The following is a 26485-nucleotide window of genomic DNA, read 5'->3' as shown; positions in this document are numbered from 1 at the left end:
GTGAAAACAGTCAGCGCACACGCGACGAATGGAGCGCGAAGCGGAAGCTTTTCTCCGCGCTGCCTCGCGACCTATAGGCAGGCTCAGCCTGTCGCGCTGCTTCGCGACCTGTGTGCGGGCTCAGCCTGCCGGCTTTTCCCTTTTCATTATAATATAGAATATCAGAGGGAGTTCGCCACACAATTAGAAAACCCAGGCACTTCCAACGGAGAATGGAAATGCCTGGGTTTTCTTCAGTTAGCATGGTGAAATCAAATTAATAGGTATAGAAACCTTTGCCGGTTTTTCTTCCCAGCACGCCGCCGCGAACCATTTTACGCAGCAAGGGATGCGGGCGGTATTTGGTGTCGCCAGTCTCGGACTGGAGAACCTCCATGATCGCAAGGCAAATGTCCAGGCCGATCAAATCTCCCAGAGCCAGCGGGCCCATGGGGTGGTTTGCACCCAGTTGCATCGCGGTGTCAATATCTTCGGCAGAGGCGGTGCCGTCTGCGTAAATACCAATTGCTTCGTTGATCATCGGAACCAGGATGCGGTTTACAATAAAGCCTGCGGCATCCTTCGCGATAACCGGGGTCTTGCCAATTTCCTTGGCAATTTCAGAAATGCGGTCAACCAGATCCTGCGGAGTATTCAGGCCGACTACGATTTCAATCAGCTTCATGACAGGGGCCGGGTTGAAGAAGTGCATGCCGATCACGGGGCGGTCCAGCTTGGAGGACAGCTCTGTTACGGACAGAGAGGATGTATTGGTGGAGAAGATGGTCTCCTTTTTGCAGATGCCCTGCAGAGCCAGGAACAGCTCGCGTTTGGCCTGCATATTTTCAATCGCAGCTTCCACAACCAGGTCGCAGTCTGCAACCTTTTCTTTCAGGCCGGTGGTGATTTTCGAGAGGATTGCATCCTTCTTCGATTCTTCCATCTTTCCTTTGGAAACGAGCTTTTCCAAATTTGCCTGAATTTTCTTTTTGCCATTTTCAGCAAAGCTTTCCTGAATGTCGCACAGAACGACTTCGTAGCCCTCTGTGACGGCGAAAGCCTGAGCAATACCGGAGCCCATGGTTCCGGCGCCGATTACGCCAACTTTCATGTGAATGACCTCCTGTTTCTATCATTTCTCCTCCCGCGGGTAGCCGTTGTACTGGCGTGTCTCCCTCGGGCAGATAACAGGTGCTTCGGAGCCGGGCGAAACCCGCCCGGGCGGCGGAGAACCATTCGAACCAAATGAAACGGGAGCGCCCGGGCGGATTGCTCCGCGCAGGACGCTTGACCGAACAGTGATTTATTAAGAACCTCACGCCGTGAATGGCAACAAGCTGTCAACGGCTGAAAGAACCTTCAAACTGGAAGCGGAGATATGTTTGCCGCTTGAGAATGAAACGTTTGGTTCCTTACAGATTCTTAAATTATAAGGCTTCCACGATGGTGGAAACGCCCATGCCGCCGCCTACGCACAGAGTGGCAAGGCCCTTACCGCCGCCGCGGCGCTGCAGCTCATACAGCAGGGTGCAGAGGATACGACAGCCGGAAGCGCCAACGGGATGGCCGATCGCGATCGCGCCGCCGTTCGGGTTGACCTTCTCTTTGTTCCACTTCAGCTCCATGCCTACGGCCAGAGCCTGTGCGGCAAATGCTTCGTTGGCTTCGATGACTTCCATCTCGTCGATACCCATGTTGAGCTTTGTGAGCAGCTTCTGGGTGGAGAAGGCAGGTCCAATGCCCATGATTGCCGGGTCTACACCGGCCCAGGAGCCGCCAACCCATCTGGCGATGGGTTTTACGCCCAGTTCTTTCGCCTTTTCGGCGCTCATAACGATCACAGCGGCAGCGCCGTCATTAATGCCGGAAGCATTCGCGGCGGTAACAGTGCCGTCCTTCAGGAATGCGGGCTTCAGGCCGCTGATGCCCTCAACCGTTACACCTGCGCGAGCCTGTTCGTCGGTAGAGAATACCGTTACAGCGCCCTTTTTGCCGGGGATCTCCAGCGGAGCGATTTCGGCGTCGAACTTGCCGGCCTTCTGTGCGGCTTCGCATTTATTCTGGCTCCATGCAGCAAATTCATCCTGCATTTCGCGGGTAATGCCGTATTTCTTCGCCACGTTTTCCGCGGTTACACCCATGTGGTAGTCGTTGAACGCATCCCACAGAGCATCGTTTACCATGGTATCAACGATCTTGTTGTTGTTCATGCGGTAGCCGAAACGAGCCTGCTGCAGCGCATAAGGAGCAGCGGACATGTTTTCCATACCACCGGCGATGACGACGTCCGCTTCACCGGCACGGATGCGGGAAGCAGCAACGTTCACGCTCTGCAGACCAGAGCCGCAAACCTGGTTCAGGGTCAGCGCGGGAACCTCCTGCGGCAGACCTGCAAAAATAGCAGCCTGGCGAACCACGTTCTGGCCCAGGCCAGCCTGGATAACGCAGCCCATGAGGACTTCATCTACGTCAGAACCTTTAATGCCGGCTCTTTTCAAAGCCTGCTCAATTACAAATGCGCCAAGGCGAGGCGCCGGTACGCCGACAAGGCTTCCTCCGAATTTACCAACTGCCGTTCTAACGGCACCTGCCAATACGATTTCTGTTGCCATAATGGTGCTAACCTCCTAAATTTTTTGGTGGGGTCACTCCGCCGCAAAACCAAGAATGCACTGCGGATTTTGAAATCAAAGACACCTGCCAAACATTTCACAATAAGGAATTCATTCTGAATCATGGAATCAATTCATACCTATTATCTCACTATCCAGACCAAAACACAAGGGCCGTCTGACTGGTTTTTTTAACAAAATGAATTTTGCTTTTTTAGTATTTTTGTCGTTTTCTAGACGCAGGGGGAATATTTTGCATGAGCTTGGTAAAAGAACAATTGCATATTGTGAAATTATCTTGTATGATGATAACCGTATTTTGAGCAAAATGATTTGGAAATCGTGAAAAACCAACCAGAAACGATTCATTATCATAAAAGAGGAGGTATTGAAATGGTACAAAGCTTGATACGTGCAATGGAGGTTCTCGAGCACCTGCGAAAAGCAGATAAATCCTGTTCGCTTGCAGAGCTGTCGCAGATGTCCGGCCTGCCGTCGAGCACGGTCCACCGGATTTTGCAGACCTTTTGCAGCGCGAACTATGTGTCTCGCGACCCCAAAACACATCTTTATCGGCTGGGTACTGCCCTGATTCCGCTGGGAATGGCGGCGACAAGACGGCTGCGGCTGAGTGATTCCGCGAAGCCTGTGCTGAAGGACCTGATGAAAATCACTAAGGAAGATGTTTTCCTGATTATTATATCCGGCTATAGGGGCATGGTACTCGAAAAAGTAGAGGGCCCGAATCCCCTGAAGGTGATCGAGCGCTTCGGCAACGAGGTGGACCTGCACTACGGCGGCAGCCGGCGTGCTCTGCTGGCCTTTCAGTCGGACAGCTTCATTCGCGGCTATATTCAGGAGCATCTGCGCGATGAGCCGGGATTTACTCCGGAAGAAGAAAAGAAGCTTTTGAGCAGTCTGCTGCGCATACGCGAGGAAGGGGTTGCAATTTCCCGTGGGGAATATATTCCAGATGCAGTGGGGATCGGTGCGCCGGTGTTCGATATGAACGGCAAAGCGGTCGCTTCTATCGGTCTGATCGCCCCGCAATCACGCACCTCCAGAGCGCAGGAAGAGGAGTTCAAAGTACTCGTAAAGCAGCATGCAGCCCAGTTATCTACTTTATTAGGGTTTGTCCAAAAATGACAATAATCCACTGCCATTTTTATTTAAAATAAAAAATCAATGTCTTGTTTTTTTATTGACACACAATTCAATTGATGCTATCATTTATTGAGAAAATTCCAAAAAATGAAATGAATTTCATAATACGGGAAACCAAGAGGGGGGATTTAGAGCATGCCAGTTGAGCAATTATTGCCGCTGTTGTTCTCAGGACTGACCGTGATACTGACGATTGCTATTCTTTCAACGCTGACCAAGATCAAAGCTGCGGTGGAAGAGTTGGCAGCAAGGCCTGTTGTGGCACCGGCGCCGCAGCCTGTGGACGATGGAACAGATGAGATTTATGCGGTTATTATGGCCACAATCAGCGAGGATTTGCAGATTCCGCTGGATCAGCTGCAGTTTAACAGCATCAGAGAGTGTTAACACAAGAGAGCATCCGTTGTTTCAAAAGAATTATGTTGTGATAGGAGAGACCGATTATGAAATACTTGGCAAGAGTCAATGGCAAAGCATATGAGGTGGATGTGGAGCGCGCTCCCTCCGCTTACAAACCGATTCCCAGAGGAATCTACACTGGTGAGCTTCAGGCGGCTCCGGCCCCGGTAGCGGCTCCCGTAGCAGCTCCCGCCCCTGTAGCGGCTGCTTCGGCTCCCGCTCCCGCAGCAGCTCCTGCCCCTGCAGCAGCTCCCGCTCCCAAGAAGGCTCCCGCAGCAGCGGCGGCTGGCGACACCTCCGTTAACTGCCCCATGCCTGGAACCATCCTGCAGGTAAAGGTTTCCGAAGGTCAGGCAGTCAAAGCTGGCGATACCCTGTTCGTCCTCGAGGCGATGAAGATGGAAAACGAGATCGTTGCTCCCTGCGACGGTACTGTGAAGAGCATTTCCGTCAACAAGGGCGATGCGGTACAGTCCAACGATCAGCTGGCTATTGTTGGCTGATTCTCCCCCCTCAGTTTTATATTTGCTGCCGGAGTTATCCGGCTTGCGCTGAAGTAACGGCTCGCAGGTTCTTATCGTGGAATGCATTCTAAGATGTGGATGATTCACGGAAGAATCCAGTGCGGGCTTTTCAGCGGGTTTTATGAGGTTGCAAACAGAGGCGGATTTGTGCGTTTCCTGAAAATACAGCTTGGCAAACCGGAGTTTCTGTGTTAAAATATACAGTAAGCGTAGGTGGCTTGTCCAAAAATTAACAAATCGGCTATTTCGCTGTATTTTTTCGATTTTTTCTGTTTTTTTCGGTAACTGCAAATAAATTCTGCCTTTTACAGTCCAAATTATTCTTATTTGAAAAAGGAGGCACCTGTCAATGGCTGAGCACGGTTACTCAATGCCCTCGTACTTTAAAAATATGCCGATTATTGGTTCGGCAAACCCCCAGGTGAACGCGGAAAACGAAGAAGAATTCCGCAAAGTAGAAAAGGAAATCGCAGATAAGATTGCCGAAATGCGCGAAAGCGGCCGTTCCGACGAATCTCTGCATCAGTCCGGCCAGATGACCGCTACCGACCGTATTGAGGCTCTGGTAGATCCCGGTTCGTTCCTGCCCCTGAACAGCCTGTATGATCCGGAGAGCAACTCTACCGGCAGCACCGGCATCATCAAGGGCCTGGGCAAAATCCGCGGCAAATGGGCGATGATCATCGCTTCCGATAACAAAAAGCTGGCCGGCGCTTGGGTCGCAGGTCAGGCGGACAATCTGCTCCGTGGTTCCGATACCGCGAAATGCCTGAATGTCCCGCTCGTCTACATCCTGAACTGCTCCGGCGTTAAGCTCGACGAGCAGGAGAAGGTATACGCAAACCGCCGCGGCGGCGGTACCCCCTTCTTCCGCAACGCGGATCTGCAGCAGAACGGCATTCCGGTCATCGTAGGCATCTACGGCACCAACCCGGCCGGCGGCGGATACCACAGCATCAGCCCCACCATCCTGATCGCTCATGAGAAAGCCAACATGGCAGTCGGCGGCGCCGGCATCGTGGGCGGCATGAACCCGAAGGGCTATGTGGATGAAGAGGCCGCTCAGGCGCTGATCGAGGCAACCAAGAAGCAGGTGAACGACCCGCCCGGAAACGTTGCGATTCACTACGGTGAGACAGGCTTCTTCCGTGAGGCTTACACCGAGGAAATGGGCGTTCTCGAAGCGATTCAGAAGTATATGGATGATATCCCGGCGTACAATCCGGAGTTCTTCCGTGTGGACTACCCGCAGGAGCCCAACTTTGAGCCCAGCGAGCTGTACAGCGTCCTGACGATGAACACCAAGCGCCCCTACAATGTAGAGAACATCCTTGGCCGTATTTTCGACGGCAGCCAGTTCGACGAGTACAAGAAGGGCTACGGCCCCGAGATCATCACCGGTATCGCCAAGGTAAACGGCCTGCTGGTTGGTGTCATCGCGAACTATCAGGGCATCCTGATGAACTACCCCGAGTATAAAGAGAACAGCGTCGGCGTTGGCGGAAAGCTGTATCGCCAGGGCCTGATCAAGATGAACGAGTTCGTTACCCTGTGCGGCAGAGACCGTCTGCCCATCGTCTGGTTCCAGGATACCACCGGTATCGACGTCGGCAACGACGCGGAAAAAGCAGAGCTGCTCGGCCTCGGCCAGTCTCTGATTTATTCCATCCAGTCCTCCAAGGTGCCGCAGATCGAAATCACCCTGAGAAAGAGCACCGCTGCTGCCCACTATGTCATGGGCGGCCCGCAGGGCAACGATACCAACGCCTTCACCCTGGGCACCGCGGCCAGCGAAGTGAACGTGATGCACGGCGAAACCGCCGCTGCCGCCATGTATTCCCGCCGCCTGGTGAAAGACGCCAAGGCCGGCAAGGATCTGAAGCCCACCATCGACAAGATGAACGAGATGATCGAAGAGTACCGCATTAAATCCGGCCCGCTGTTCTGCGCTCAGCACGGCTTCCTGGATGAGATCATCGAGCTGACCAAGATCAGAGAGTACGTGATTGCGTTTGCTGAGTCTGCTTACCAGAATCCGCGTTCGTTCTGCGCGTTCCATCAGATGCTTCTGCCCAGAGCGATCCGCGACTACAACAATGTATTCGCAAAAGCAGTTGAAAAATAATTCGGTTTCCGCCTGAGGCAGGAAATCGTGAATCGGGATTCCGGCGCATCGCCCAGTCAATCAAACAGTGTGGTATCCACCCTTACAAGTTGATGAAAGGAGTGCGCCGGGATTTTCCTTGATTCCCGGCTGAACAGGCCGGGCCCCGGCGAGGAAGCGACGCTTCACGCCGTCGGAGAATATTTCCGGAGCACCGGGAGCTCGGGGCGGGCCGCATCAGGCAGCCGGTTATCCGGGCACAGCATTATCTTTTGGATGAGGAGCTAAAATATGGATTGGAAAGATCTGTACGCGCAGCGAAAAATGACCGCAGAGGAAGCGGTGGCCCGCGTTCGTTCCGGCGACAGAGTCGTAACACCCAACGCGGCGGGCGCGCCGGTTCATTTGATCAATGCACTGGTTGCGCGAAAAGACGATCTGAAGAACGTAGAAATTGCCCACATGGTACCTTTGGCAAAAGCACCGTACGCTGCGCCGGAGATGGAAGGGCACTTTATCCACAACTCCATTTTTGTAGGAGGCTCGACCCGGGCCACCATTGAGGCGGGCATCGGTGACTATACGCCCTGCTTTTTCCACAAGGTGCCCGAGCTGTTCGATACCACTCTGCCGGTGGATGTGGCTTTGATCCACGTTTCCGCCCCCGACGAGCACGGCTATTGCAGCTACGGCGTAACGGTGGACTACGAAAAGCATGCCGCGGAAGTGGCAAAGCTGGTCATCGCGCAGGTGAATGAGAATATGCCCCGCACGCTGGGCGACTGCTTCATTCATGTGAGCGAAATAGACTGCATTGTGGAGTGCAACGATCCGATTCTCGAACTTGGCGCCCCCAAAATTACCGAGATTGAAAAGAAGATCGGCGGCCACTGCGCCGAGCTGATCAAGGATGGAGATACCCTGCAGCTGGGAATCGGTGCGATTCCGGACGCAGTGCTCCTGTTCCTCAAAGAAAAAAAGGATCTCGGTATCCATACGGAAATGTTCTCGGACGGCGTGGTCGAGCTGGTGGAAGCCGGCGTGATCAACAATTCCAAAAAGACGCTGCACAAAGGGAAGAGCGTTGCAACCTTCCTGATGGGTACACGGCGTCTGTACGATTATGTTCATAACAATCCGGCGGTGGAAATGTACCCCGTCAATTATGTCAATGACCCTGTTGTCATCGCGAAGAACGACAATCTGGTGTCGATCAACTCCTGCGTACAGATCGACCTGCTGGGCCAGGTGGTATCCGAAAGTATCGGGCCGGTGCAGATCAGCGGCGTGGGCGGGCAGATCGACTTCATCCGCGGCGCTTCCATGAGCCGCGGCGGGCGTTCGATTCTGGCGATGAACTCCACGGCGGCGGGCGGCAAGGTTTCCAAAATCGTGCCGTTTATCGATCCGTGGTCGGCGGTAACCACCTCCCGCAACGACGTTCAGTATGTTGTGACGGAGTACGGAATCGCGGAGCTGCGCGGACACACGATGCGTGACAGAGCGCGCAGCCTGATTGAGATTGCCCACCCGGATTTCCGTGATCCCTTGAAAGAGGAATTCGAAAAGCGTTTCCATACAAAATATTAAGAAGAAAAACAAGAGGCCCTGCCGAATGCCGCAGGGAACAGTCAGGAGGGACACAGATGAGTCTGGTTACATTTGAAGCAAAGCATGACAATCTCATCGGGATTCTGACCATGAACCGGCCCCAGGCGCTCAACGCGGTAAACCTGGAGGTTATGAAGGATCTGGAACAAGCACTGGAGCAGGCGAAGCAAAGCGGTATCCGCTGTCTGATCATCACCGGAGCCGGTGAGAAGGCTTTCGTAGCCGGTGCAGACATTGGCGAAATGCGCAATCTGACAAAGCCGCAGGGCGAAGAATTCGGCCTGCTCGGCGACAGGATTTATCATCTGGTAGAGCAGTTCCCCGCCCCTGTGATCGCGGCGGTCAACGGCTTTGCTCTGGGCGGCGGCTGCGAGCTTTCTCTCGCGTGCGATATCCGCCTTGCGTCTGAAAAAGCGGTGTTCGCGCTTCCCGAGGTGGGCCTTGGCATCACTCCCGGTTGGGGCGGCATGCAGAAGCTTGCCAGGGCAATCGGCCCCGGCAAAGCGAAGGAACTGGTATTTACCGCCGGCAGAGTGAAGGCCGAAGAGGCTCTCTCAATCGGCCTGGTCAATGCGGTGTACGCGCCCGAAGAACTGCTTGCAAAAGCGGAAGAACTGGCGCTGAAGATCGCCGCAAACGCTCCGGTGGCTGTGCAGAATGCAAAGCGCGCCATGAACGAGAGCGTTGGCCTTGGTTTGTGGGAGGCTGCCGAGCTGGAGGCAAAATACTTTGGCGATTGTTTTGAAACCCAGGATCAGCGGGAAGCGATGGGCGCGTTTGTGGAGAAACGTAAGCCCGCGCCGTTCGTTGGCAAATAAATCTTTCAACAATTAAAAATCAGGGGGATCGATATGAATTTTGAGCTGAACAACGAGCAGTCGATGGCTCGGGAAATGTTCGCGGCCTTTGCAGAAAAGGAAGTAAAGCCCTTAGCTCACGACATTGATGAGGAAGAGCGCTTTCCGGCAGAGACTGTTGAAAAAATGAAGAAGTACGGCTTTTTCGGCATTCCGTATCCGAAAGAGCTCGGCGGCCAGGGCTGCGATGTTCTGACCTACATCATGTGCGTAGAAGAGCTTTCCAAGGTTTGCGGCACAACGGGCGTTATCGTTTCCGCACACACCTCTCTTTGTGCTGACCCGATCTACAAGTACGGCACCAAAGAGCAGAAGGAAAAATATCTGGTACCGCTTGCTTCCGGCAAAAAGATCGGCGCGTTCGGTCTGACCGAGCCTGGCGCGGGCACCGATGCTTCCGGCCAGCAGACCAAGGCTGTGCTGGACGGTGACCACTATGTCCTCAACGGCAGCAAGATTTTCATCACCAACGGCGGCGTAGCCGACATTTATGTCGTGTTCGCCATGACCGATAAGTCCAAGGGCGTGAAGGGCATCTCCGCGTTTATCGTAGAGAAGGAATTCCCGGGCTTCTCCATCGGCAAAAAGGAGAAGAAGATGGGTATCCGCGGCTCCGCTACCACTGAGCTGGTATTTGAGAACTGCATCGTTCCCAAAGAGAACCTGCTCGGCCAGGAGGGCAAGGGCTTTTCCGTTGCCATGACTACGCTGGACGGCGGCCGTATCGGCATCGCCGCACAGGCACTGGGCATCGCCGAGGGCGCTTTGGACGAGACGATCAAGTATGTCAAAGAGAGAAAGCAGTTTGGCCGTTCCATCGCTGCGTTCCAGAACACTCAGTTCCGTATTGCAGACATGAAGACGAAGATTGACGCTGCGCAGCTGCTCGTTTACCGTGCGGCGATGCTCAAGCAGGCCGGCGCGAAGTTCTCTACTGAGGCTGCAATGGCGAAGCTGTTTGCGGCAGAAACCGCTATGGCGGTTACCACCGAGTGCGTACAGCTGTTCGGCGGCTACGGCTACACCAGAGAGTATCCCGTGGAGCGCATGATGCGCGACGCGAAGATCACCGAAATTTATGAAGGCACCAGTGAAGTGCAGCGCATGGTTATTTCCAACGCGCTTTTGAAATAAGGGGGGGCACGCAGTGAATATCGTTGTAAGCATCAAGCAGGTTCCGGATACCAATGAGGTAAAGCTGGACCAGGCGACAGGAACCCTGATTCGTGAAGGCGTTCCCAGCATTATCAATCCGGACGACAAGGCTGGCCTTGAGGCTGCCCTCCGTTTGAAAGACCAGGTCGGCGCGCATGTTACCGTTCTGACCATGGGCCCGCCCCAGGCGGCCATCGCTCTGCGCGAGGCTCTGGCAATGGGCGCTGATGAAGCAATCCTCGTGACCGACCGCGCATTCGGCGGCGCTGACACCTGGGCTACTTCTTCCACTCTGGCTTCTGCGATTGCGAAGCTGGATTATGATCTCATCATCACCGGCCGTCAGGCCATCGACGGCGATACCGCACAGGTTGGCCCGCAGATCGCCGAGCACCTCGGCCTGCCCAACGTCAGCTATGCGGAAGAGCTGTGGGTGGAAGGCGATACCCTCAAGGTAAAGCGCCAGTATGAAGATCGCTATCACATCATTCGCGTCAAAACCCCCTGCCTGATTACCGCTTTGGCCGAAATGAATGAACCCCGCTATATGACTCCCGGCGGCATTTTCGACGCCTTCCAGAAAGAAATCACCGAGTGGCACAGAGCCGACCTCGATGTTGACGACAGCAACATCGGCCTGAAGGGTTCTCCTACCCGCGTGAAGAAGTCCTTTACCAAGGCTGTTAAAGGACAGGGCACCGTTGTAACGATGGAGCCCGAAGAGTCAGCGAACTGGCTGACCGACCGTCTGCGTGAAAAATTCATTCTGTAGTAGGAAAGTGGTGAGGAATTATGAGTAACGAAGCATATAAGGGAATATTCGTATTTGCCCAGCAGGTGGACGGAAAACTGTCCAACGTTGCGCTGGAGCTGATCGGCAAAAGCAAAGCTTTGGCCAAAGATCTGAACACAGAAGTTACCGCCGTTGTTCTGGGTAACAAAATCGGCCATCTGCCGGAGCAGCTGGGCCGTTATGGCGCGGACCGCGTTGTCATCGCGGAGGATCCGATTCTGGAAACTTATACCACCGAGCCTTATGCGCATGTTATTACCGAAATCGTGAAAAAATATCAGCCTGAGATCGTTCTGTATGGCGCAACCGCCATCGGCCGTGACCTGGCTCCCCGTATTTCCGCCAGAGTACACACCGGCCTGACCGCCGACTGCACCTCGCTGGAAATCGAAGAGGGTACCGGCAACCTGCTGATGACCCGCCCCGCATTCGGCGGCAACATCATGGCGACCATCGCCTGCGCGGACTTCCGTCCCCAGATGGCGACCGTTCGCCCCGGCGTTATGCAGCGCCTGACTCCCGTAGACAACGCTCACCCGGTGGTAGATACTTTCTCTGTTCCGGATCTGGCCGAGCATGTCAACGTGGAAGTTGTTGAAGTGATCAAGAAGGTCAGCGAGAAGATGGACATTCAGGAAGCCAACGTTCTGGTTTCCGGCGGACGCGGCATGGGCGGCCCCGAGAATTTCAAGCTCCTCGAGGACCTGGCAGAAGTTTTGGGCGGCACAGTTTCCTCCTCCCGTACTGCGGTTGACGCAGGCTGGGTTGAGAAAGACCGCCAGGTTGGCCAGACCGGTAAAACGGTTCGCCCGAACCTGTATATTGCCTGCGGCATTTCCGGCGCCATTCAGCACTTGGCTGGCATGGAAGAGTCCGATGTGATCATCGCGATCAACAAAGATCCCAGCGCTCCCATCTTTGAGGTGGCGGACTACGGCGTTGTGGGTGACGTGATGAAGATCCTGCCGCTGTTCACAGAGCAGGTAAGAAAAGCTAAGGAAGAAAAAAGCAACGCCTGATTTACTTTAGGCTCTCAGTACGGCAGCGCGCAAGGATTTTTGCATCTGGAGGCTTCCGCGCCGCCGCGCGGGCTTTCCCCGGCCCGATGCGAATCTGCGCGCGCTGCTGCGCTGAAAATTGCTTTTTTTCAGATGGAGCCGACCGGTTCTGCCAGCCGATTCCATCCATCATACTTATATTGGAGGTTTTACCGTGGGAAAAGTGTATACGCTATCTGAAGCAGTAGCCAAATTCGTAGACGACGGTGACAGTATCGCAATCGGTGGCTTCACCACTAACAGAAAACCCTTTGCCGCCGTCCATGAAATCCTCAGACAAGGGAAAAAGGACTTTATTTTGAATGCGGGTGCCAACGGCGGTGACGCGGATCTGCTCATCGGCTGCGGGCGCGTCAAGGCGTACATCAACTGCTACACCGCAAACTCCGGCTACACCAACGTATCAAGACGGTTCCGCGCAGCGATTGAAAACGGCGACATCCTTTTTGAGGACTACTCACAGGATGCTGTTATGCTGATGTTCCATGCCGCTGCTCTGGGGTTCCCCTATGTTCCCAGCCGTCTGATGATGGGTACCGGCCTTGCTGATAAGTGGGGCATCTCCAAGGAGATCAGAAAGACCATCGACAAACTGCCCGATGAAAAGTTCGTCATTGAGCAAAATCCCATGAAGCCCGAAGAGAAGCTGCTGCTCCTGCCTGTGCCGGAGATTGACGTTGCCGTCATCCATGTGCAGATGGCTTCCCCCGACGGAACCTGCCGCATTCTGGGCGACGAGTTCCAGGATACCGATATTGCGGGCGCTGCGAAGAAGGTCATTGTTACCTGCGAAGAGCTGGTATCTGATGAGTACATCCGCCGCGATCCCAACGCAAACACCATCCCCGGCTTCTGCGTGGATGCCGTTGTTCATACGCCGCACGGTGCGCATCCGTCCCAGTGCTACGACTACTATGACTACGATTCCAAATATTATAAAGAATACGATGTTGCCTCCAAAACACAGGAAGCATTCGATGCTTTCTGCCAGGAGTGGGTATTCTCCACCCCGACACACGCGGATTACCTCAACAAGGTAGGCGGCGCAAGGCTGGCCAACCTCAAGGTCGTTCCGGGTCTCGGCTACCATGTTGATATGACGGCACAGGCAAAGGAGGAGAAGAAGTAATGGCAAACTATACGAATTACACCAACAAAGAAATGCAGGCAATTACGATTGCCCGCGCGATCACCAACGATCATATCGCGATTGTTGGAACAGGGCTTCCTCTCATCGGCGCAACTGTTGCCAAGAAGATATTTTCCCCCGGCTGCACACTCATTGTTGAGAGCGGCCTGATCGACTGCGATCCCATTCAGGTTCCCACCTCTGTCGGTGACTGCCGCTTCATGGCACACTGCGCGGTGCAGTGGCCTCCGGTTCGCTACATTGGCTTCCAGGCGAACGAGTGGCTGAAAGACAGAGACAGAATGATCGCCTTCATCGGCGGCGCTGAAATTGACCCCTACGGCAATGTCAACTCCACCTCCATGGGCGATTACAATCACCCCACCACCCGTTTCTCCGGCTCTGGCGGAGCGAATGGTATCGCAACGTATGTCGATACTGTTCTCATGATGCAGCACGAAAAGCGCCGCTTCACTGAGAAGATCGATTACATTACCAGCCCCGGCTGGATGGACGGCGGCCTCGACGGACGCAAGAAGGCAGGCCTGCCCCAGAACCGCGGCCCGCTGATGGTTGTTACCGACAAGGGCGTCATGAAGTTTGACGAAACCACCAAGAGAATGTATCTGGCAGGCTACTACGAGTCCTCCTCCATTGAAGAGATCGTAGAGAACACCGGTTTTGAGATCGACACCTCCAGAGCAGAGCTGCTGGCTCCGCCTTCGCCGGAAGTCATCAAGGCGATCCGCGAAGAGATCGATCCCGGCCAGGTATTCATCAAAGTTCCGAAAGAGTAATTATATTCTATTTCATTCTTTGCACTGCAGCGGAGCCTTGTTTGGGGCTCCGCCGGCGGCGCAGAGTTTTTGAATGTTTGGCGGTTTCAGGCCGGTTTGGTTTGGAACGCCGATTCCCGGTTCAAAAAAGTCAATTGGTAGGAAGGTTACTATGGAAGCAAAGTATACGTTAGGCATTGACGTTGGTTCCACCACGTCTAAATGTGTGATTGTGAAAGACGGGCAGGAAATCGTCAGTAAATCTCTGGTTTCAGTGGGCGCCGGTACCAGCGGCCCCGAACGCGCGATCAAAGAGGTGCTGGATAACTGCGGAATGAAAAAAGAGGACATGAGCTTTATTCTTGGCACCGGCTATGGGCGTAATTCGCTTGACATCGTGGATGACCAGATGAGTGAGCTGAGCTGTCATGCAAAAGGCGCATACTACCTGTTTCCGGAGGTCCACACTGTCATTGATATTGGTGGACAGGACATGAAAGTGCTCCAGATTGACAATGGCGTTATGGTCAATTTCCAGATGAACGACAAGTGTGCTGCCGGCACAGGGCGTTTCCTCGATGTAATGGCCCGTGTGCTGGAGGTCAATGTCGCCGAACTGGGTGATCTGGGTGCAAAGTCCACCAAGCGGGTAGCGATCAGCTCTACCTGTACGGTTTTCGCCGAGAGTGAAGTGATCAGTCAGCTGGCACAGGGCAGTGAGGTATGCGATATCATCAACGGTATCCATCACTCTATCGCCGCCCGTATGAGCGGTTTGGCCCGCCGTGTCGGCGTGCGCGACCAGGTCGTCATGACCGGCGGTGTTGCGCAGAATGCTGGTGTTGTTGCAGCGCTGGAAGAGGAGCTCGGCCATAAGGTCTACACCTCTCCTCTGGCTCAGTATGCCGGTGCGCTTGGCGCCGCATTGTTCGCGTACCAGAAGGCGACCCGTAAGAAATAGTACAAAGCAATTGAATGATTTTTCGTCGGTGTGGGGGCTCCCCACACGTTAGAAACCCTTTTTTGATCTTAATTATAAAGGAGCGAGTGAACTATGGCAGAAATAGAAAAGACAGCACCCGCTGAGCAGACTGCTCCCGCAGCTGCAGCGCCTGCCAAGAAACCTGCAAAACCCGCCAGCCCCGGTGTAACTGCTCTGCGTAAAGTCGTTTCCGATGTTTATGCTGGTGCATGGGAAGCAAAGAAAGCGGGCCGCCCGGTAGGTTGGTCTTCTTCCAAATTCCCCTGCGAAATCGCAGAAGTCCTTGACCTGGCCGTTGTATATCCCGAGAACCAGGCCGCCGGTATCGCCGCGCAGCATGACGGCGAGCGTTTATGTGAGGCTGCCGAGAACCTGGGCTTCGATGCTGATATCTGTGGTTATGCCCGTATCAGCCTGGCCTATGCTTCCGGCGTGGAAACAACCAACGTGTCCCGTCAGATGCCGCAGCCTGACTTTGTTCTGTGCTGCAACAACATCTGCAACTGCATGACGAAATGGTACGAGAACATTGCTCGTATGCACAACATTCCGCTCATCATGATTGACGTTCCCTACAACAACACCACTCACGTAGACGAGAGCCAGGTGGCATACATTCGCGCCCAGTTCGAGGACGCAATCAAGCAGCTGGAAAAGATCTCCGGCAATAAGTTTGATGAGAAGAAGTTTGAGCAGGTATGCGCAAACGCAAATCGCACCGCGAAGGCATGGCTGAAGGTCTGTGACTATTGCCAGTACGAGCCCTCCCCGATGTCTGGTTTCGATCTGTTCAACCACATGGCGGACGTTGTTACCGCCCGCGGCAAGGAATCCACCGCCGAAGCGTTTGAGCTGCTGGCAACCGAGCTGGAGGAACACGTGAAGAATGGTACCTCCACCCTGCCGTTTGAAGAGAAATACCGCATTATGTTCGAGGGTATTCCCTGCTGGCCTGATCTGAAGGCGCTGTTTAAGCCCCTGAAGGGCAGCGGCCTGAACGTAACCGCTGTTGTGTACGCACCTGCGTTTGGTTTCGTATACGACGGACTGGATGATCTGTGTCGTGCATACTGCAAAGCCCCGAACAGCGTTTGCCTGGAACAGGGTGTTGAATGGCGTGAGGGCCTCTGCCGCGATAATAAGGTAGACGGCGTTCTGGTTCATTACAACCGCAGCTGCAAGCCGTGGTCCGGCTATATGCCCGAAATGCAGCGCCGCTTTACCGCCGACTTGGGCATTCCCTGCGCCGCGTTCGACGGCGACCAGGCGGATCCCCGTAACTTCAATGCCGCTCAGTACGAAACACGCGTACAGGGCCTTGTTGAAGCGATGGAAGCAACCAAAGCTGCGAAGGAGGGCTAACGAACATGAGTATCGAATCGATTATCAGTGAGCTGGCCAGTGTTGCTGCACATCCCGGAAAGCAGCTGGCAGATTTTAAAGCACAGGGCAAAAAAGTGATCGGCATTCTGCCCTACTATGCGCCCGAAGAGCTCGTTTATGCCGCAGGCATGGTTCCCATGGGCATCTGGGGCAGCAACGATAAGACCATTTCCATGGCGAAGGAATACTGCGCAACGTTCTACTGCACCATCGCGCAGCTGGGCCTCGAAATGCTGCTGGATGGCACGCTCGATCAGCTTGACGGCGTGATCACCCCCACCATTTGCGATACCCTGCGCCCGATGAGCCAGAACATCCGCGTGGCGATGGCCAAGTACGAGAAAATGCCCACCATCTTCCTGGCACATCCCCAGAACCGTAAGCCCGCTTACGGCCTGAAATTCTGTGTGGATCAGTACACCAACATCAGAAAAGCGCTGGAAGAAATCAGCGGCGCTCCGATTACGGACGAAGCGATTCAGAACGCGATTAAGGTATACAACAAGAGCCGTGCTGCCCGCCGCGAGTTTGTAAAGCTTGCAAGCGAGCACTGCGATGTGATCACCCCCACAAAACGCAGCGCGGTGCTGAAGGCTTCCTGGTTCATGCTCAAGGATGAGTACACCGAGAAGCTCGAAGCGCTCAACGAAGAGCTGGGGAAACTGCCTGCCTGTGACTGGAAGGGCGTGAAGGTTGTCACCAGCGGTATCATCTGTGATAATCCGACCCTCCTCAAGATTTTTGAGGACAACAACGTTGCGATTGCTGCGGATGACGTTGCTCAGGAGAGTCGTTCCTTCCGTGCCGATGCTCCGGAGGATCAGGCAGATCCGATGATGGCTCTGGCCCTGCAGTTTGCGAGCCTTGACTACGACGTTCTGCTCTATGATGAGCATTCCTCTGAAAACCGCCGCGGCGAGTTCGTTGCCAACATGGTAAAAGAGAACGGCGCACAGGGTCTGATCCTGTTCATGCAGCAGTTCTGTGATCCGGAGGAGATGGAGTATCCCTCTCTGAAGAAGGCTCTGGACGAGGCCGGCGTGATGCACATCAAGCTGGGCATCGACCAGCAGATGCGCGACTTCGGTCAGGCTGCTACCGCGATCCAGGCGTTTGCCGACGTGTTGAAGTCTCTTTAATTTACATTTCTAAAAAAAGCCCCTTCCGAGAGAAATCCCGGAAGGGGCTTTTTTGCAGGCTGGGCCTGTACGTAAGCTGCGGCAGACTTTTCTCTCTTCATCTTGTTATGAAAGAACTATTTTTTTGTGAGTTGCCTCACATGGAATTTCTGCTGGCGCAGGGCTTGCCCCTAGTACCGGGGCAGGCACTTACTTTCTTTGCGAAAAGAAATTAAGCAAAGATTCGCCAAAGGGGAGAGTTTCGATTCTCTCCCCCTTGGAACTCCCTCTCAACGACCAAAGGCGCTGCCTTTGGAAACCGGGAGAAGCTCCCGCTCTGGTTCTTTTCACGCACAGGCACAGCTTGCGCGTGAAGCAAGTGAGTAAGGGAATCTTTCATATCCGTAAAAAGGCGAGAAAAAAGCCCTATATGGGTCAACTTTCACCCACAAAAAATGCGGCAGAGCCGCAGCAAAAAATACCGAGCCAACGAGAGCGCTCTGAAAATGACCGCCGACGGACGAAAGCACGAAGCTTTTGATTTGCTGTTGCTAGGAGAGTGGGCATTTTCATTGGAGCGCCTTTACGGTAGCTATCGTCTGTGCTTATAAGGGGCACTCCCGAACGGATTCCAAAGGTGTCCTTTGGCGAGTCTTTGCTTAACGCCGCCTTGTAGCGAAAGTAAGTGCCCGCCCCGGCACAAAGGGGCGGCAAGCCTGCGCCAACAGAATTTCTGTGGTATAGTCACAAAGCAAAATTCACTTTTTATCAAAATAATAGATATAGAAGGATTCCTGTGAGCGAAAAAGGAGTTTCCTTCGCCAGGTACCTAAGGGGTGAATCAAGCCCCAACCCTTGATTTTCTTGACAGGGAAATGCAAAAGCATTACAATGAAAACACATTGACCTGATTGGGAGAGAGGGAGGAATTTATGCGTAAAGTGACTCGAAAATCAGCAATTCCGGTATATGCGGCAGTAGTGCCGTGGCTTTTGGGGGCGCTGGTTCTTCCATTTTATCAGGCATGGCATTTTGTGCTGGCCGCGGTCATTTCCGCAGCGGCTTATGTTGTAATGAGCCGCGTCTTCCCGGCAAAAACGATTCTGGTGCCGGAGGAAGAGCGCCCCGCAAATACGGGCGATGCCGGCGCGGATGCTTTGATCAACGATGGGCGGGAGCAGCTCAAACGCCTGCGGGCGCTCGATGAAGAAATTGCCGACCCCGCTGTCAGTGCGCATATTGTGCGTATCTGCGGCATCTGCGGAAAGATTTTTGCGTATCTGGAGAAGAATACAAGCAAAGCGACAAAGCTTCGCCTGTTTTTCAACTATTATCTGCCCACCACCGTCAAACTGCTCGAAAGCTATGAACGGATGGCATCGCAGGACATTTCCGGGGAAAATATTGAATCCGCCATGCGCGGTGTGGAAGGAATTCTCTCAAGCATCGAAGAGGCGTTCGAAAAGCAGCTCGACCACCTGTTTGCCGATGAGGGGCTCGATATTTCCACAGATATTACCGTTTTAGAAAATATGATGGCTCGCGAGGGATTGACGAAGGACCAATTTGACAAGGACAGCAAATGAATCGAAGGAAAGGGTGTTTAAAACATGGAGCATCAGGAGTTTGTCCCCGATTTGACACTGGAGCCGGCCGAAGTTACCGTACAGGAGGATCAGCAGGAGGAACAGACGGCTGCCTCCAAAACGCTGGATAAAAGCCAGCTGACGCCCGAGGAGCAGAAGCTGGTAAGCGCTTTCGCGCAGAAGATCGATCTGACAGATACAAATCAGGTTCTTCAGTTCGGCGCCGGCGCACAAAAGAAAATCGCCGATTTTTCGGGTTCCGCTCTTGCCAATGTCCGTACCAAAGACATGGGCGAGGTTGGCGGTATGCTCACCGATCTGGTCACGGAGCTGAAAGGTCTGGAAATCAAGCCCGAGGAGAAGAAGGGCCTGTTTGGCTTTTTGAAAAAGACGAACAATCAGATTTCCGCGCTGAAAACGAAGTACGACAAGGTGGAGGTCAACGTGGATAAGATCACTACCACGCTGGAAAACCACCAGATCCAGCTCATGAAGGATATTGCGATGCTGGATAAAATGTATGAGCAGAACCTCAATTATTTTAAAGAGGTTTCGATGTATATTCTGGCCGGTAAGGAGCGCCTCGAGAGCGCGAAGCAGAACGAGCTGCGCCTGGCGCGCGAAAAAGCACAGCTTACCGGGCTGCCCGAGGACGCACAGGCCGCAAACGATCTGGCGAACCAGTGTAACCGCTTTGAAAAGAAGCTGCATGATCTGGAGCTGACCCGCATGATCTCGATTCAGATGGGCCCGCAGGTGCGCCTGATCCAGAACAATGACAGCCTGATGGCCGAAAAAATCCAGTCGTCGCTCGTGAACACGATTCCGCTGTGGAAGAGCCAGATGGTGCTGGCGCTCGGCCTTGCGCACTCCCAGCAGGCGCTGGAGGCACAGCGCAGTGTAACCGACATGACGAATCAGATGCTCCGGAAAAACGCCGAGATGCTGAAAATGGGCACGATTGAGACCGCGAAGGAATCTGAGCGCGGTATCGTGGATATCGAAACGCTTCAGCAGACGAATCAGGCGCTGATCTCCACACTGGAGGAAGTGCGCCGCATTCAGTCGGAGGGCGCACAGAAGCGCCGTGCCGCCGAGGTTGAGCTGGGCCGCATTGAGGGAGAACTCAAGCAGAAGCTGTTGGAACTGAGAGACTGATAGGCGGTTTGTAAACGCAACGCAACTTTCTGTTTTGATAAAAACAGGCTGTGGCTGCCTTAAAATCCCTGGAATACATCCAATGCGTGTGTTCTTGGATATTTCTGCAACCTGCCTTGTCTCAGTCTGCTTTTCTTCAAAATATCCGGCATGTATGAATGGATAAACAAACTCTGAACAGGAGGAAACCATGGAGTGGCTTAAAAACCGGCGAACCGCATGGGTTATTTTGATTGCTGTTGTTGTGCTGTCGGTCCTGTTTGGCTCGGTGAGGTCGGTATCGGGACTGCGTCAGCAGGCGGAGCAGACCTTTACGCAGGGAACGCGCGGCGACGGACTGGGAATTTCACATTACCTGGAATCAAGAGTCTCTCTTTCGGGAAACCTGATTACGGTAGCCGGGCGGTATCTGGACGCCAATGACGTGCGGATTACGGCGCTGCGGCAGGCAGCGGATGCGTTGGCGGGAGCCCAGACGCCGTCAGCCAAATACCAGGCCAATCTGAGTCTGGATTCTGCGTTCCAGTCTGTGTATGACGCGATGGAGGGACAGTATCTGTCGCAGAAGGATACGGAGTACCGCACCCGCCTGTTAGCGGATTTTAAATCACGCAATGCGTCCATCAGCTATAACGGCTATAATGGTCTGGCGCAGAATTTTAATGATAAGGTGCTGAGGTCGACTCCCGGCGGCGCGATGGCGTCCGCTGTTGGGGTGAAACCTCTCGAGCTGTATACCATGACAGGGGGAGACAAATGAAAAAGCGCGTCAGTGTGCTTTTGGTTTTAACCGTGCTTCTGTCTGTTCTGTTCGCTCTGCCTGCTTCGGCAGAAGTGAACATACCGGAGCCGACCGATCAGTTTTACGTCAATGATTTTGCCGGTGTGCTCAGCGATGAAACCAAGAACGGCATCATGTCCGCCAATATCAATCTGTACGAAAAAACCGGTGGGCAGATTGTCGTGACGACGGTGGACTTTCTGGACAACGCGGATATCTCCGATTACGGCTATGCTATGTTCAATCAGTGGAAGATCGGCTCGAAAGAGAAAAACAACGGCATTTTGCTGTTGCTGGCCATTGGCGACGACAATTACCGCGTGATCCCCGGCTATGGGATCGAGGATGAACTCTCTGCAGGTGAGCTCAAGCAGATGCTTAACGAATATCTGGAGCCGGATTTTGCCGCCAAGGATTACGACGCGGGTGTGCAGAAAATGTTTACCGCGCTGGTAAACTGGTATGAAAGCAATTACGGCGTTTCCATCTCCAGCACCGCTGGAGCGCTGCCGGACCCAGAAGCAGAATATCAGGGCGGCGGCGGAGTCAATGAGTACGAAGGCCAGCGCTCCGGCGGCTTCTCGAGGATGTTCAGTTCCATCATTATGCTGATTATTCTGTTTGTTGTTTTCAGCTCCATCTTTTCCCGCAGGCGCCGGTATCGCGGGTATCCCCCGTATGGCGGCGGATACGGCGGAAGAGGATATTATGGCGGCGGTTCATGGTTCTGGCCGTTCTTTTTAGGCAACCTGTGGGGTTCTAGCCGGCGCCCTCCCCCGCCCTGGGATGATAACCGCGACCATCACCACCATGATGATCATGACGATCACGATAACCACGGCGGATGGTTCGGCGGCGGTGGCGGATTCGGTGGCTTCGGAGGAGGCGGAGGCTTTGGCGGAGGTGGCGGTTTCAGCGGCGGTGGCGGCGGAAGCAGCGGCGGCGGAGCGGGCCGTTTCTAGGAATCCTCTTTTCCCCAAAAAGAGACCTTTTTTTCGCACGAAGTGATCTATATTTAAAATACAGTTGCCGCAGTGTGCGGGTATTTACAATAAAATCGGGAATTACGAGTAGAAAACGCCCCTTCCGGGGCTTTTCTGTACCCGTTGATAAAGAATGTTTTTACGATCCGACAGATTATGAAATACTCTTAAATCATGAGGTATTCAGCATGGAAGCGAATTTCTCAACACCTGCTCAGGATTACTACGAGATTGTAAAACGTCAGACACAATTGCTTGGGGATCACGATCTATACACAGTCTGCCATTCTCTTCGGGTGGCCCGTACCAGTTATTTTGTTGCGCATCATCTGGGGCTTTCCTCCGATCAGTGCAGGCGCGTGTATTTGGCCGCCAATGCACACGACATCGGTAAAATCGGTGTTCCCGATGCGATTCTTCAAAAGAACGGGAGCCTGACGACGAGGGAATGGGCCATCATGAAGCAGCATCCCGCGCTGGGCGCGGGCATGCTGATGCAGTCTGCCTCTACGGAGGAAATTGCCTATATTGTGTGGTGCCACCATGAGCGCTATGATGGGACAGGCTACCCCAATGCGCTCTGCGGCGATCAGATTCCGCTGGAAGCGCGAATTATTGCGGTGTGCGATTCGTTTGACGCGATGAAGAGCAAGCGCGCTTACCGGGATTCTCTGCCCGATCAGACGTGCCGGAATGAAATTGAGAAAAACATCGGAACCATGTACGACCCGGCGATCGCAGAATTGGTTCTGAGAAATTGGCAGACCATGCAGAAGCTGCAAAGTGCAAAGTAATAAAAAATCAAAAACGGCAGGCACCGGAGTTTGGGTGCCTGCCATTTTTCTGAAACAAATGGTATAATCATAAACATTATATACTTTTTGTTAATTAATTGTCAGCCGCTCACACCCCGGGAAGGGCAGAGAGCCGGAACGGTTCAGGACGCAAAAAACTCTCCGCAGGACAAAGCGGAGAGTTTTCTCTTTTTATTTCATATTATAAACCGTGGCAGCAATTTATTTCCCGTCGGGACACTGCTCTGCATCGGCGCATACACCCTGATGGCGATTCCAATATTCGCGCAGCTTTTGAAAGCTCTCGGCACTGATCGCATGCTCAAGGCGGCAGGCGTCCTCTTTGGCCACGGTTTCCTGTACACCGAGCTTCATCAACAACTCCGATAACAGGGTATGCCTTTCGTAGATTCGCTCCGCAATCTCCCGGCCGCTTTCTGTCAGCTCAATGTATCCGTTATCATCCATCGTGATCAGGCCGTTTTCCCGAAACTGCTTCATGGCATGGCTCACGCTGGGCCGGGAAAAATTCATCTCGTTGGCAATATCAATAGAGCGAACTTCTCCTCTGCGGTTTTTCAGAACCAGAATCGTCTCCAGGTAATTTTCCGCGGATTCCTGTATTTTCACGCAAACTCCCCCTTTCGAAATTGTTATTCTATATCATACCATAAACCTGCACTTTTTACAACGCTCCAAAAAGCCGGAATTTGTTGACTTTTTTCTTAAAAAAACAATGGCAGGCAGTTGACACGTTTCGTTAGCTATGATAAACTAAAGACGCAAAAGGTTAGCATGCGCTAACTTTGTTCGATTCATCATAAAACCGAAGACGGCAAAATACAATTTGCCTAGGAGGTATCTATATGCCACTGACAATGGCGAAAGCCGGAGAAAGAAATTTAATTAAAAGAGTTACCGGCAAAGATGAGGTTCGCCGCTTTCTTGCATCCTTAGGGTTTGTGGAGGGCGAAAGCGTTACGGTGGTCAGTGAGATCGCCGGCAATATGATCCTGAATATCAAGGATACCCGGGTCGCTCTGGATAAATCCATGGCGAATCGGATCATGATATGAATATAAGGAGAGAGGTTGAGGCTTGATGAAGACGTTGAAGGAGGTACAGATCGGGGATACCGTTACCGTGGTAAAACTCCACGGAACCGGAGCCGTAAAACGCAGGATTATGGACATGGGCATTACCAAAGGAGCCCAGGTGTTCGTGCGTAAAGTTGCCCCGCTGGGGGATCCGATTGAAGTGAAGGTTCGGGACTACGAACTGAGCCTGCGCAAAGCGGACGCGGAATTGATTGAAGTAGACTGACCGGATGCCCGATTCAGGGCTTTCAGGCAGTGCGGTGTTAGTCAAGACTTCCGCAGGAAAACGAGGAGGAACGAAACATGTCTATAAAATTAGCGCTTGCGGGCAACCCGAACTGTGGTAAAACCACTCTGTTCAACGAGTTGACCGGATCATCACAGTATGTGGGTAACTGGCCCGGAGTTACAGTTGAGAAAAAGGAAGGAAAGCTCAGAGGACATAAGGACGTTATCGTCACTGACCTGCCGGGTATTTATTCCCTTTCTCCCTACACTTTAGAGGAAGTGGTCACCCGGAATTACTTAATCCATGAGAACCCGGACGTCATTGTCAACCTGGTGGACGCTTCCAACCTGGAACGCAACCTGTACCTGACCACCCAGCTGGTGGAAATGGGCTTGCCGGTGGTTCTGGCTTTGAACATGATGGATATTGTCCGTAAGAACGGCGATACCATCGATTCCAAAAAGATCGGTGAAGCATTTGGCTGTCCGGTGGTGGAAATTTCCGCTCTGAAAGCCGAAGGCACCAAGGAGCTGATCTCTGCAGCCCTCAGCGCGGCGCAGCAGAAGCCCCACGCAATCGCCGCCACCTTCAGCGATAAGGTGGAAGCAGCCCTTGGGCAGATCGCACAGCAGCTGCCCGGCGCACTGAAGAACCGCCATCAGCGCTGGATGTCCATCAAGCTGTTTGAGCGCGATGAAAAGATGCTGGCCGAGGCCGGTCTTTCCAACGCCGACCGCGCAAATCTTGAGGCGATCATCACCAAGTGTGAGACCGAGCTCGACGACGATACCGAATCGATCATTACCAATGAACGGTATGAATATATTTCCAAGGTGATTCATAAGAGCTACAAGAAGAAGGTAGCCGGCCTGACCACCTCGGATAAAATTGACCGTGTTGTGACGAACCGCATTTTGGCTTTGCCGATTTTCGCATTGATCATGTGGTTTGTGTACTATGTTTCCATTTCCACAGTCGGCACCGCAATGACCGACTGGGTTAACGATGCTTTGTTCGGTGAAATCATTCCGCCTGCTATTGAGGGCTTCCTTGTTTCCGTCGGTACTGCCGACTGGCTGATTTCTCTGATTATGGACGGCATCGTTGCCGGTGTGGGCGCTGTTCTCGGCTTCCTGCCCCAGATGCTGACCATGTTCCTGTTCCTGGCCATTTTGGAGGATTGCGGTTACATGGCGCGTATCGCGTTCATTATGGACCGTATTTTCCGCCGTTTCGGCCTGTCGGGTAAATCCTTTATCCCGATTCTGATCGGTACCGGCTGCGGCGTTCCCGGCATCATGGCTTCCCGTACGATTGAGAATGACCATGACCGCAAGCTGACCGTTATCACCACAACGTTTATTCCGTGCAGCGCAAAGCTGCCGATTATCGCCCTGATTGCGGGCGCTATGTTCCCCGATTCCACCTGGGTTGGGCCTTCCGCTTACTTCCTGGGGATCGGCGCGATCATCGTTTCGGGTATCATCCTGAAAAAGACCAGAGTGTTTGCCGGTGATCCCGCTCCGTTTGTTATGGAGCTTCCCGCTTACCACGTGCCGGGCGCCAAGGGCGTTCTGATTCACATGTGGGATCGCGGAAAGGCCTTCATCAAAAAGGCCGGTACGATCATTCTGCTCGCAACCGTATTGGTCTGGTTCCTCAGCTCCTTCGGCTGGAATATGCAGATGGTTGACGTTGAAGATTCTATGCTGGCGACCCTCGGCAATTTCATTGCCCCGCTGTTTGCCCCGCTTGGTTTTGACAACTGGAAGTTTGCTGTTGCAACCATTACCGGTTTGATCGCCAAAGAAAACGTAGTTGGCACCTTCGGTATCCTGTTCGGCTTTGCCGAGGTTGCCGAGGATGGCGCGGAAGTATGGAGCAGTCTGCAGGCTGCCGTTAGCCCTCTGGCCGCTTATGCTTTCCTCACATTCAACCTGCTCTGCGCCCCTTGCTTCGCTGCAATCGGTGCGGCCCGTGCTGAGCTTGGTTCCGCAAAATGGACTTGGTTCTCTGTTGGCTACCAGACTGTGTTCGCCTATATTATCGCTTTGATCATCTACCAGACCGGCAGCCTGATTAACGGCGGCGGCTTTGGATTTTGGACCGCGGTAGCATTTGTGCTGATTGCCGCACTGATTTATCTCTTGGTACGCAAACCGGCCGACATAAATTCCGCGGGCAAACGTTTAAACAGAAAGGTGTCTGCGTAA

General features: G+C 53.5%; 25 protein-coding genes. 22 read left to right on the top strand and 3 right to left on the bottom strand.

Annotation, left to right across the window (positions count from 1 at the left end):
* Nucleotides 1-256: 256 nt before the first annotated feature.
* A complete protein-coding gene (locus tag HMPREF1141_RS13480; protein WP_009065271.1) occupies nucleotides 257-1090 on the bottom strand; it encodes a 3-hydroxyacyl-CoA dehydrogenase NAD-binding domain-containing protein in 834 nt (277 codons plus the stop codon).
* Between the two features lie 316 nt (nucleotides 1091-1406).
* On the bottom strand, nucleotides 1407-2591 hold the full coding sequence (locus HMPREF1141_RS13475; protein ID WP_009065303.1) for an acetyl-CoA C-acetyltransferase: 1185 nt from the start codon (nucleotides 2589-2591) through the stop codon (nucleotides 1407-1409).
* A 393-nt stretch (nucleotides 2592-2984) separates the two neighbouring features.
* On the opposite strand from HMPREF1141_RS13475, the gene HMPREF1141_RS13470 reads away from it, so the two are divergent.
* The 19 genes from HMPREF1141_RS13470 to HMPREF1141_RS13380 all read left to right on the top strand — a co-directional run bounded on the left by HMPREF1141_RS13470 (nucleotide 2985) and on the right by HMPREF1141_RS13380 (nucleotide 22946).
* Nucleotides 2985-3737 carry an IclR family transcriptional regulator gene (locus HMPREF1141_RS13470; protein ID WP_009065352.1) on the top strand — a complete coding sequence of 251 codons (753 nt, stop codon included), beginning with the start codon at nucleotides 2985-2987 and terminating at the stop codon, nucleotides 3735-3737.
* A gap of 153 nt (nucleotides 3738-3890) precedes the next feature.
* Complete coding sequence (locus tag HMPREF1141_RS13465; RefSeq protein ID WP_009065298.1) at nucleotides 3891-4142, top strand: hypothetical protein; 252 nt, start codon at nucleotides 3891-3893, stop codon at nucleotides 4140-4142.
* A 56-nt stretch (nucleotides 4143-4198) separates the two neighbouring features.
* On the top strand, nucleotides 4199-4657 hold the full coding sequence (locus HMPREF1141_RS13460; RefSeq protein WP_009065323.1) for an acetyl-CoA carboxylase biotin carboxyl carrier protein subunit: 459 nt from the start codon (nucleotides 4199-4201) through the stop codon (nucleotides 4655-4657).
* Between the two features lie 370 nt (nucleotides 4658-5027).
* Entirely contained in the window at nucleotides 5028-6803 is a 1776-nt protein-coding gene (locus tag HMPREF1141_RS13455; protein ID WP_009065260.1) for a carboxyl transferase domain-containing protein, read from the top strand.
* A 270-nt stretch (nucleotides 6804-7073) separates the two neighbouring features.
* Entirely contained in the window at nucleotides 7074-8372 is a 1299-nt protein-coding gene (locus tag HMPREF1141_RS13450; protein WP_009065313.1) for an acetyl-CoA hydrolase/transferase C-terminal domain-containing protein, read from the top strand.
* 56 nt (nucleotides 8373-8428) lie between these two features.
* Entirely contained in the window at nucleotides 8429-9211 is a 783-nt protein-coding gene (locus HMPREF1141_RS13445) for an enoyl-CoA hydratase-related protein (RefSeq protein ID WP_009065268.1), read from the top strand.
* Between the two features lie 33 nt (nucleotides 9212-9244).
* Nucleotides 9245-10384 carry an acyl-CoA dehydrogenase gene (locus HMPREF1141_RS13440; RefSeq protein ID WP_009065290.1) on the top strand — a complete coding sequence of 380 codons (1140 nt, stop codon included), beginning with the start codon at nucleotides 9245-9247 and terminating at the stop codon, nucleotides 10382-10384.
* A gap of 13 nt (nucleotides 10385-10397) precedes the next feature.
* Nucleotides 10398-11177, top strand: a complete 780-nt coding sequence (locus HMPREF1141_RS13435; protein ID WP_009065307.1) for an electron transfer flavoprotein subunit beta/FixA family protein — start codon at nucleotides 10398-10400, stop codon at nucleotides 11175-11177.
* Nucleotides 11178-11197: 20 nt separating this feature from the next.
* Nucleotides 11198-12217, top strand: a complete 1020-nt coding sequence (locus HMPREF1141_RS13430) for an electron transfer flavoprotein subunit alpha/FixB family protein (RefSeq protein ID WP_009065316.1) — start codon at nucleotides 11198-11200, stop codon at nucleotides 12215-12217.
* Nucleotides 12218-12410: 193 nt separating this feature from the next.
* The gene (gctA, locus tag HMPREF1141_RS13425; RefSeq protein ID WP_009065273.1) at nucleotides 12411-13385 is read left to right on the top strand and encodes a glutaconate CoA-transferase subunit A; all 975 of its coding nucleotides are present in this window, start codon (nucleotides 12411-12413) and stop codon (nucleotides 13383-13385) included.
* Nucleotides 13385-14182 (top strand): glutaconate CoA-transferase subunit B, encoded by a 798-nt coding sequence (gene gctB, locus HMPREF1141_RS13420; RefSeq protein WP_009065279.1) that lies wholly within the window; start codon nucleotides 13385-13387, stop codon nucleotides 14180-14182. The genes gctA and gctB overlap by 1 nt, the downstream gene beginning before the upstream one ends.
* 151 nt (nucleotides 14183-14333) lie before the next feature.
* Nucleotides 14334-15122 (top strand): (R)-2-hydroxyglutaryl-CoA dehydratase activase HgdC, encoded by a 789-nt coding sequence (gene hgdC / locus HMPREF1141_RS13415; RefSeq protein ID WP_009065350.1) that lies wholly within the window; start codon nucleotides 14334-14336, stop codon nucleotides 15120-15122.
* A 93-nt stretch (nucleotides 15123-15215) separates the two neighbouring features.
* Nucleotides 15216-16505, top strand: a complete 1290-nt coding sequence (locus HMPREF1141_RS13410; protein WP_009065333.1) for a 2-hydroxyacyl-CoA dehydratase — start codon at nucleotides 15216-15218, stop codon at nucleotides 16503-16505.
* A gap of 5 nt (nucleotides 16506-16510) precedes the next feature.
* Complete coding sequence (gene hgdB, locus HMPREF1141_RS13405) at nucleotides 16511-17665, top strand: (R)-2-hydroxyglutaryl-CoA dehydratase subunit beta (protein WP_009065317.1); 1155 nt, start codon at nucleotides 16511-16513, stop codon at nucleotides 17663-17665.
* A gap of 911 nt (nucleotides 17666-18576) precedes the next feature.
* Nucleotides 18577-19230 carry a 5-bromo-4-chloroindolyl phosphate hydrolysis family protein gene (locus HMPREF1141_RS13400; protein ID WP_009065315.1) on the top strand — a complete coding sequence of 218 codons (654 nt, stop codon included), beginning with the start codon at nucleotides 18577-18579 and terminating at the stop codon, nucleotides 19228-19230.
* A gap of 24 nt (nucleotides 19231-19254) precedes the next feature.
* Complete coding sequence (locus HMPREF1141_RS13395) at nucleotides 19255-20388, top strand: toxic anion resistance protein (protein WP_009065262.1); 1134 nt, start codon at nucleotides 19255-19257, stop codon at nucleotides 20386-20388.
* Between the two features lie 190 nt (nucleotides 20389-20578).
* A complete protein-coding gene (locus HMPREF1141_RS13390; protein ID WP_009065321.1) occupies nucleotides 20579-21148 on the top strand; it encodes a hypothetical protein in 570 nt (189 codons plus the stop codon).
* Nucleotides 21145-22131 carry a TPM domain-containing protein gene (locus HMPREF1141_RS13385; RefSeq protein WP_009065305.1) on the top strand — a complete coding sequence of 329 codons (987 nt, stop codon included), beginning with the start codon at nucleotides 21145-21147 and terminating at the stop codon, nucleotides 22129-22131. The genes HMPREF1141_RS13390 and HMPREF1141_RS13385 overlap by 4 nt, the downstream gene beginning before the upstream one ends.
* Nucleotides 22132-22340: 209 nt before the next feature.
* The gene (locus tag HMPREF1141_RS13380; RefSeq protein WP_009065287.1) at nucleotides 22341-22946 is read left to right on the top strand and encodes an HD domain-containing phosphohydrolase; all 606 of its coding nucleotides are present in this window, start codon (nucleotides 22341-22343) and stop codon (nucleotides 22944-22946) included.
* A gap of 222 nt (nucleotides 22947-23168) precedes the next feature.
* Here HMPREF1141_RS13380 and HMPREF1141_RS13375 read toward each other — a convergent pair whose 3' ends face one another.
* Complete coding sequence (locus HMPREF1141_RS13375) at nucleotides 23169-23576, bottom strand: metal-dependent transcriptional regulator (protein ID WP_009065342.1); 408 nt, start codon at nucleotides 23574-23576, stop codon at nucleotides 23169-23171.
* Nucleotides 23577-23812: 236 nt separating this feature from the next.
* On the opposite strand from HMPREF1141_RS13375, the gene HMPREF1141_RS13370 reads away from it, so the two are divergent.
* The 3 genes from HMPREF1141_RS13370 (at nucleotide 23813) to feoB (ending at nucleotide 26485) form a co-directional block, all read left to right on the top strand.
* Nucleotides 23813-24022, top strand: a complete 210-nt coding sequence (locus HMPREF1141_RS13370) for a FeoA family protein (RefSeq protein ID WP_009065300.1) — start codon at nucleotides 23813-23815, stop codon at nucleotides 24020-24022.
* Nucleotides 24023-24047: 25 nt separating this feature from the next.
* Nucleotides 24048-24269, top strand: coding sequence for a ferrous iron transport protein A (locus HMPREF1141_RS13365; RefSeq protein WP_020074359.1), 222 nt, complete (start codon nucleotides 24048-24050; stop codon nucleotides 24267-24269).
* Nucleotides 24270-24346: 77 nt separating this feature from the next.
* On the top strand, nucleotides 24347-26485 hold the full coding sequence (gene feoB, locus HMPREF1141_RS13360) for a ferrous iron transport protein B (RefSeq protein WP_009065364.1): 2139 nt from the start codon (nucleotides 24347-24349) through the stop codon (nucleotides 26483-26485).

Origin of the sequence: Clostridium sp. MSTE9 (assembly GCF_000277625.1) — a bacterium.
Taxonomy (GTDB): Bacteria; Bacillota; Clostridia; order Oscillospirales; family Acutalibacteraceae; genus Faecalispora; species Faecalispora jeddahensis.
The sequence above is the reverse complement of the archived record's forward strand: the minus strand, read 5'-3'. Positions and strand labels throughout refer to the sequence as shown.

Bases quoted from the DNA above. Each gene is read 5' to 3' on its own strand.
- HMPREF1141_RS13480 (WP_009065271.1), bottom strand. From the start codon at position 1,090: ATGAAAGTTGGCGTAATCGGCGCCGGAACCATGGGCTCCGGTATTGCT.
- HMPREF1141_RS13475 (WP_009065303.1), bottom strand. From the start codon at position 2,591: ATGGCAACAGAAATCGTATTGGCAGGTGCCGTTAGAACGGCAGTTGGT.
- HMPREF1141_RS13470 (WP_009065352.1), top strand. From the start codon at position 2,985: ATGGTACAAAGCTTGATACGTGCAATGGAGGTTCTCGAGCACCTGCGA.
- HMPREF1141_RS13465 (WP_009065298.1), top strand. From the start codon at position 3,891: ATGCCAGTTGAGCAATTATTGCCGCTGTTGTTCTCAGGACTGACCGTG.
- HMPREF1141_RS13460 (WP_009065323.1), top strand. From the start codon at position 4,199: ATGAAATACTTGGCAAGAGTCAATGGCAAAGCATATGAGGTGGATGTG.
- HMPREF1141_RS13455 (WP_009065260.1), top strand. From the start codon at position 5,028: ATGGCTGAGCACGGTTACTCAATGCCCTCGTACTTTAAAAATATGCCG.
- HMPREF1141_RS13450 (WP_009065313.1), top strand. From the start codon at position 7,074: ATGGATTGGAAAGATCTGTACGCGCAGCGAAAAATGACCGCAGAGGAA.
- HMPREF1141_RS13445 (WP_009065268.1), top strand. From the start codon at position 8,429: ATGAGTCTGGTTACATTTGAAGCAAAGCATGACAATCTCATCGGGATT.
- HMPREF1141_RS13440 (WP_009065290.1), top strand. From the start codon at position 9,245: ATGAATTTTGAGCTGAACAACGAGCAGTCGATGGCTCGGGAAATGTTC.
- HMPREF1141_RS13430 (WP_009065316.1), top strand. From the start codon at position 11,198: ATGAGTAACGAAGCATATAAGGGAATATTCGTATTTGCCCAGCAGGTG.
- gctB (WP_009065279.1), top strand. From the start codon at position 13,385: ATGGCAAACTATACGAATTACACCAACAAAGAAATGCAGGCAATTACG.
- hgdC (WP_009065350.1), top strand. From the start codon at position 14,334: ATGGAAGCAAAGTATACGTTAGGCATTGACGTTGGTTCCACCACGTCT.
- HMPREF1141_RS13410 (WP_009065333.1), top strand. From the start codon at position 15,216: ATGGCAGAAATAGAAAAGACAGCACCCGCTGAGCAGACTGCTCCCGCA.
- hgdB (WP_009065317.1), top strand. From the start codon at position 16,511: ATGAGTATCGAATCGATTATCAGTGAGCTGGCCAGTGTTGCTGCACAT.
- HMPREF1141_RS13400 (WP_009065315.1), top strand. From the start codon at position 18,577: ATGCGTAAAGTGACTCGAAAATCAGCAATTCCGGTATATGCGGCAGTA.
- HMPREF1141_RS13395 (WP_009065262.1), top strand. From the start codon at position 19,255: ATGGAGCATCAGGAGTTTGTCCCCGATTTGACACTGGAGCCGGCCGAA.
- HMPREF1141_RS13390 (WP_009065321.1), top strand. From the start codon at position 20,579: ATGGAGTGGCTTAAAAACCGGCGAACCGCATGGGTTATTTTGATTGCT.
- HMPREF1141_RS13385 (WP_009065305.1), top strand. From the start codon at position 21,145: ATGAAAAAGCGCGTCAGTGTGCTTTTGGTTTTAACCGTGCTTCTGTCT.
- HMPREF1141_RS13380 (WP_009065287.1), top strand. From the start codon at position 22,341: ATGGAAGCGAATTTCTCAACACCTGCTCAGGATTACTACGAGATTGTA.
- HMPREF1141_RS13370 (WP_009065300.1), top strand. From the start codon at position 23,813: ATGCCACTGACAATGGCGAAAGCCGGAGAAAGAAATTTAATTAAAAGA.
- HMPREF1141_RS13365 (WP_020074359.1), top strand. From the start codon at position 24,048: ATGAAGACGTTGAAGGAGGTACAGATCGGGGATACCGTTACCGTGGTA.
- feoB (WP_009065364.1), top strand. From the start codon at position 24,347: ATGTCTATAAAATTAGCGCTTGCGGGCAACCCGAACTGTGGTAAAACC.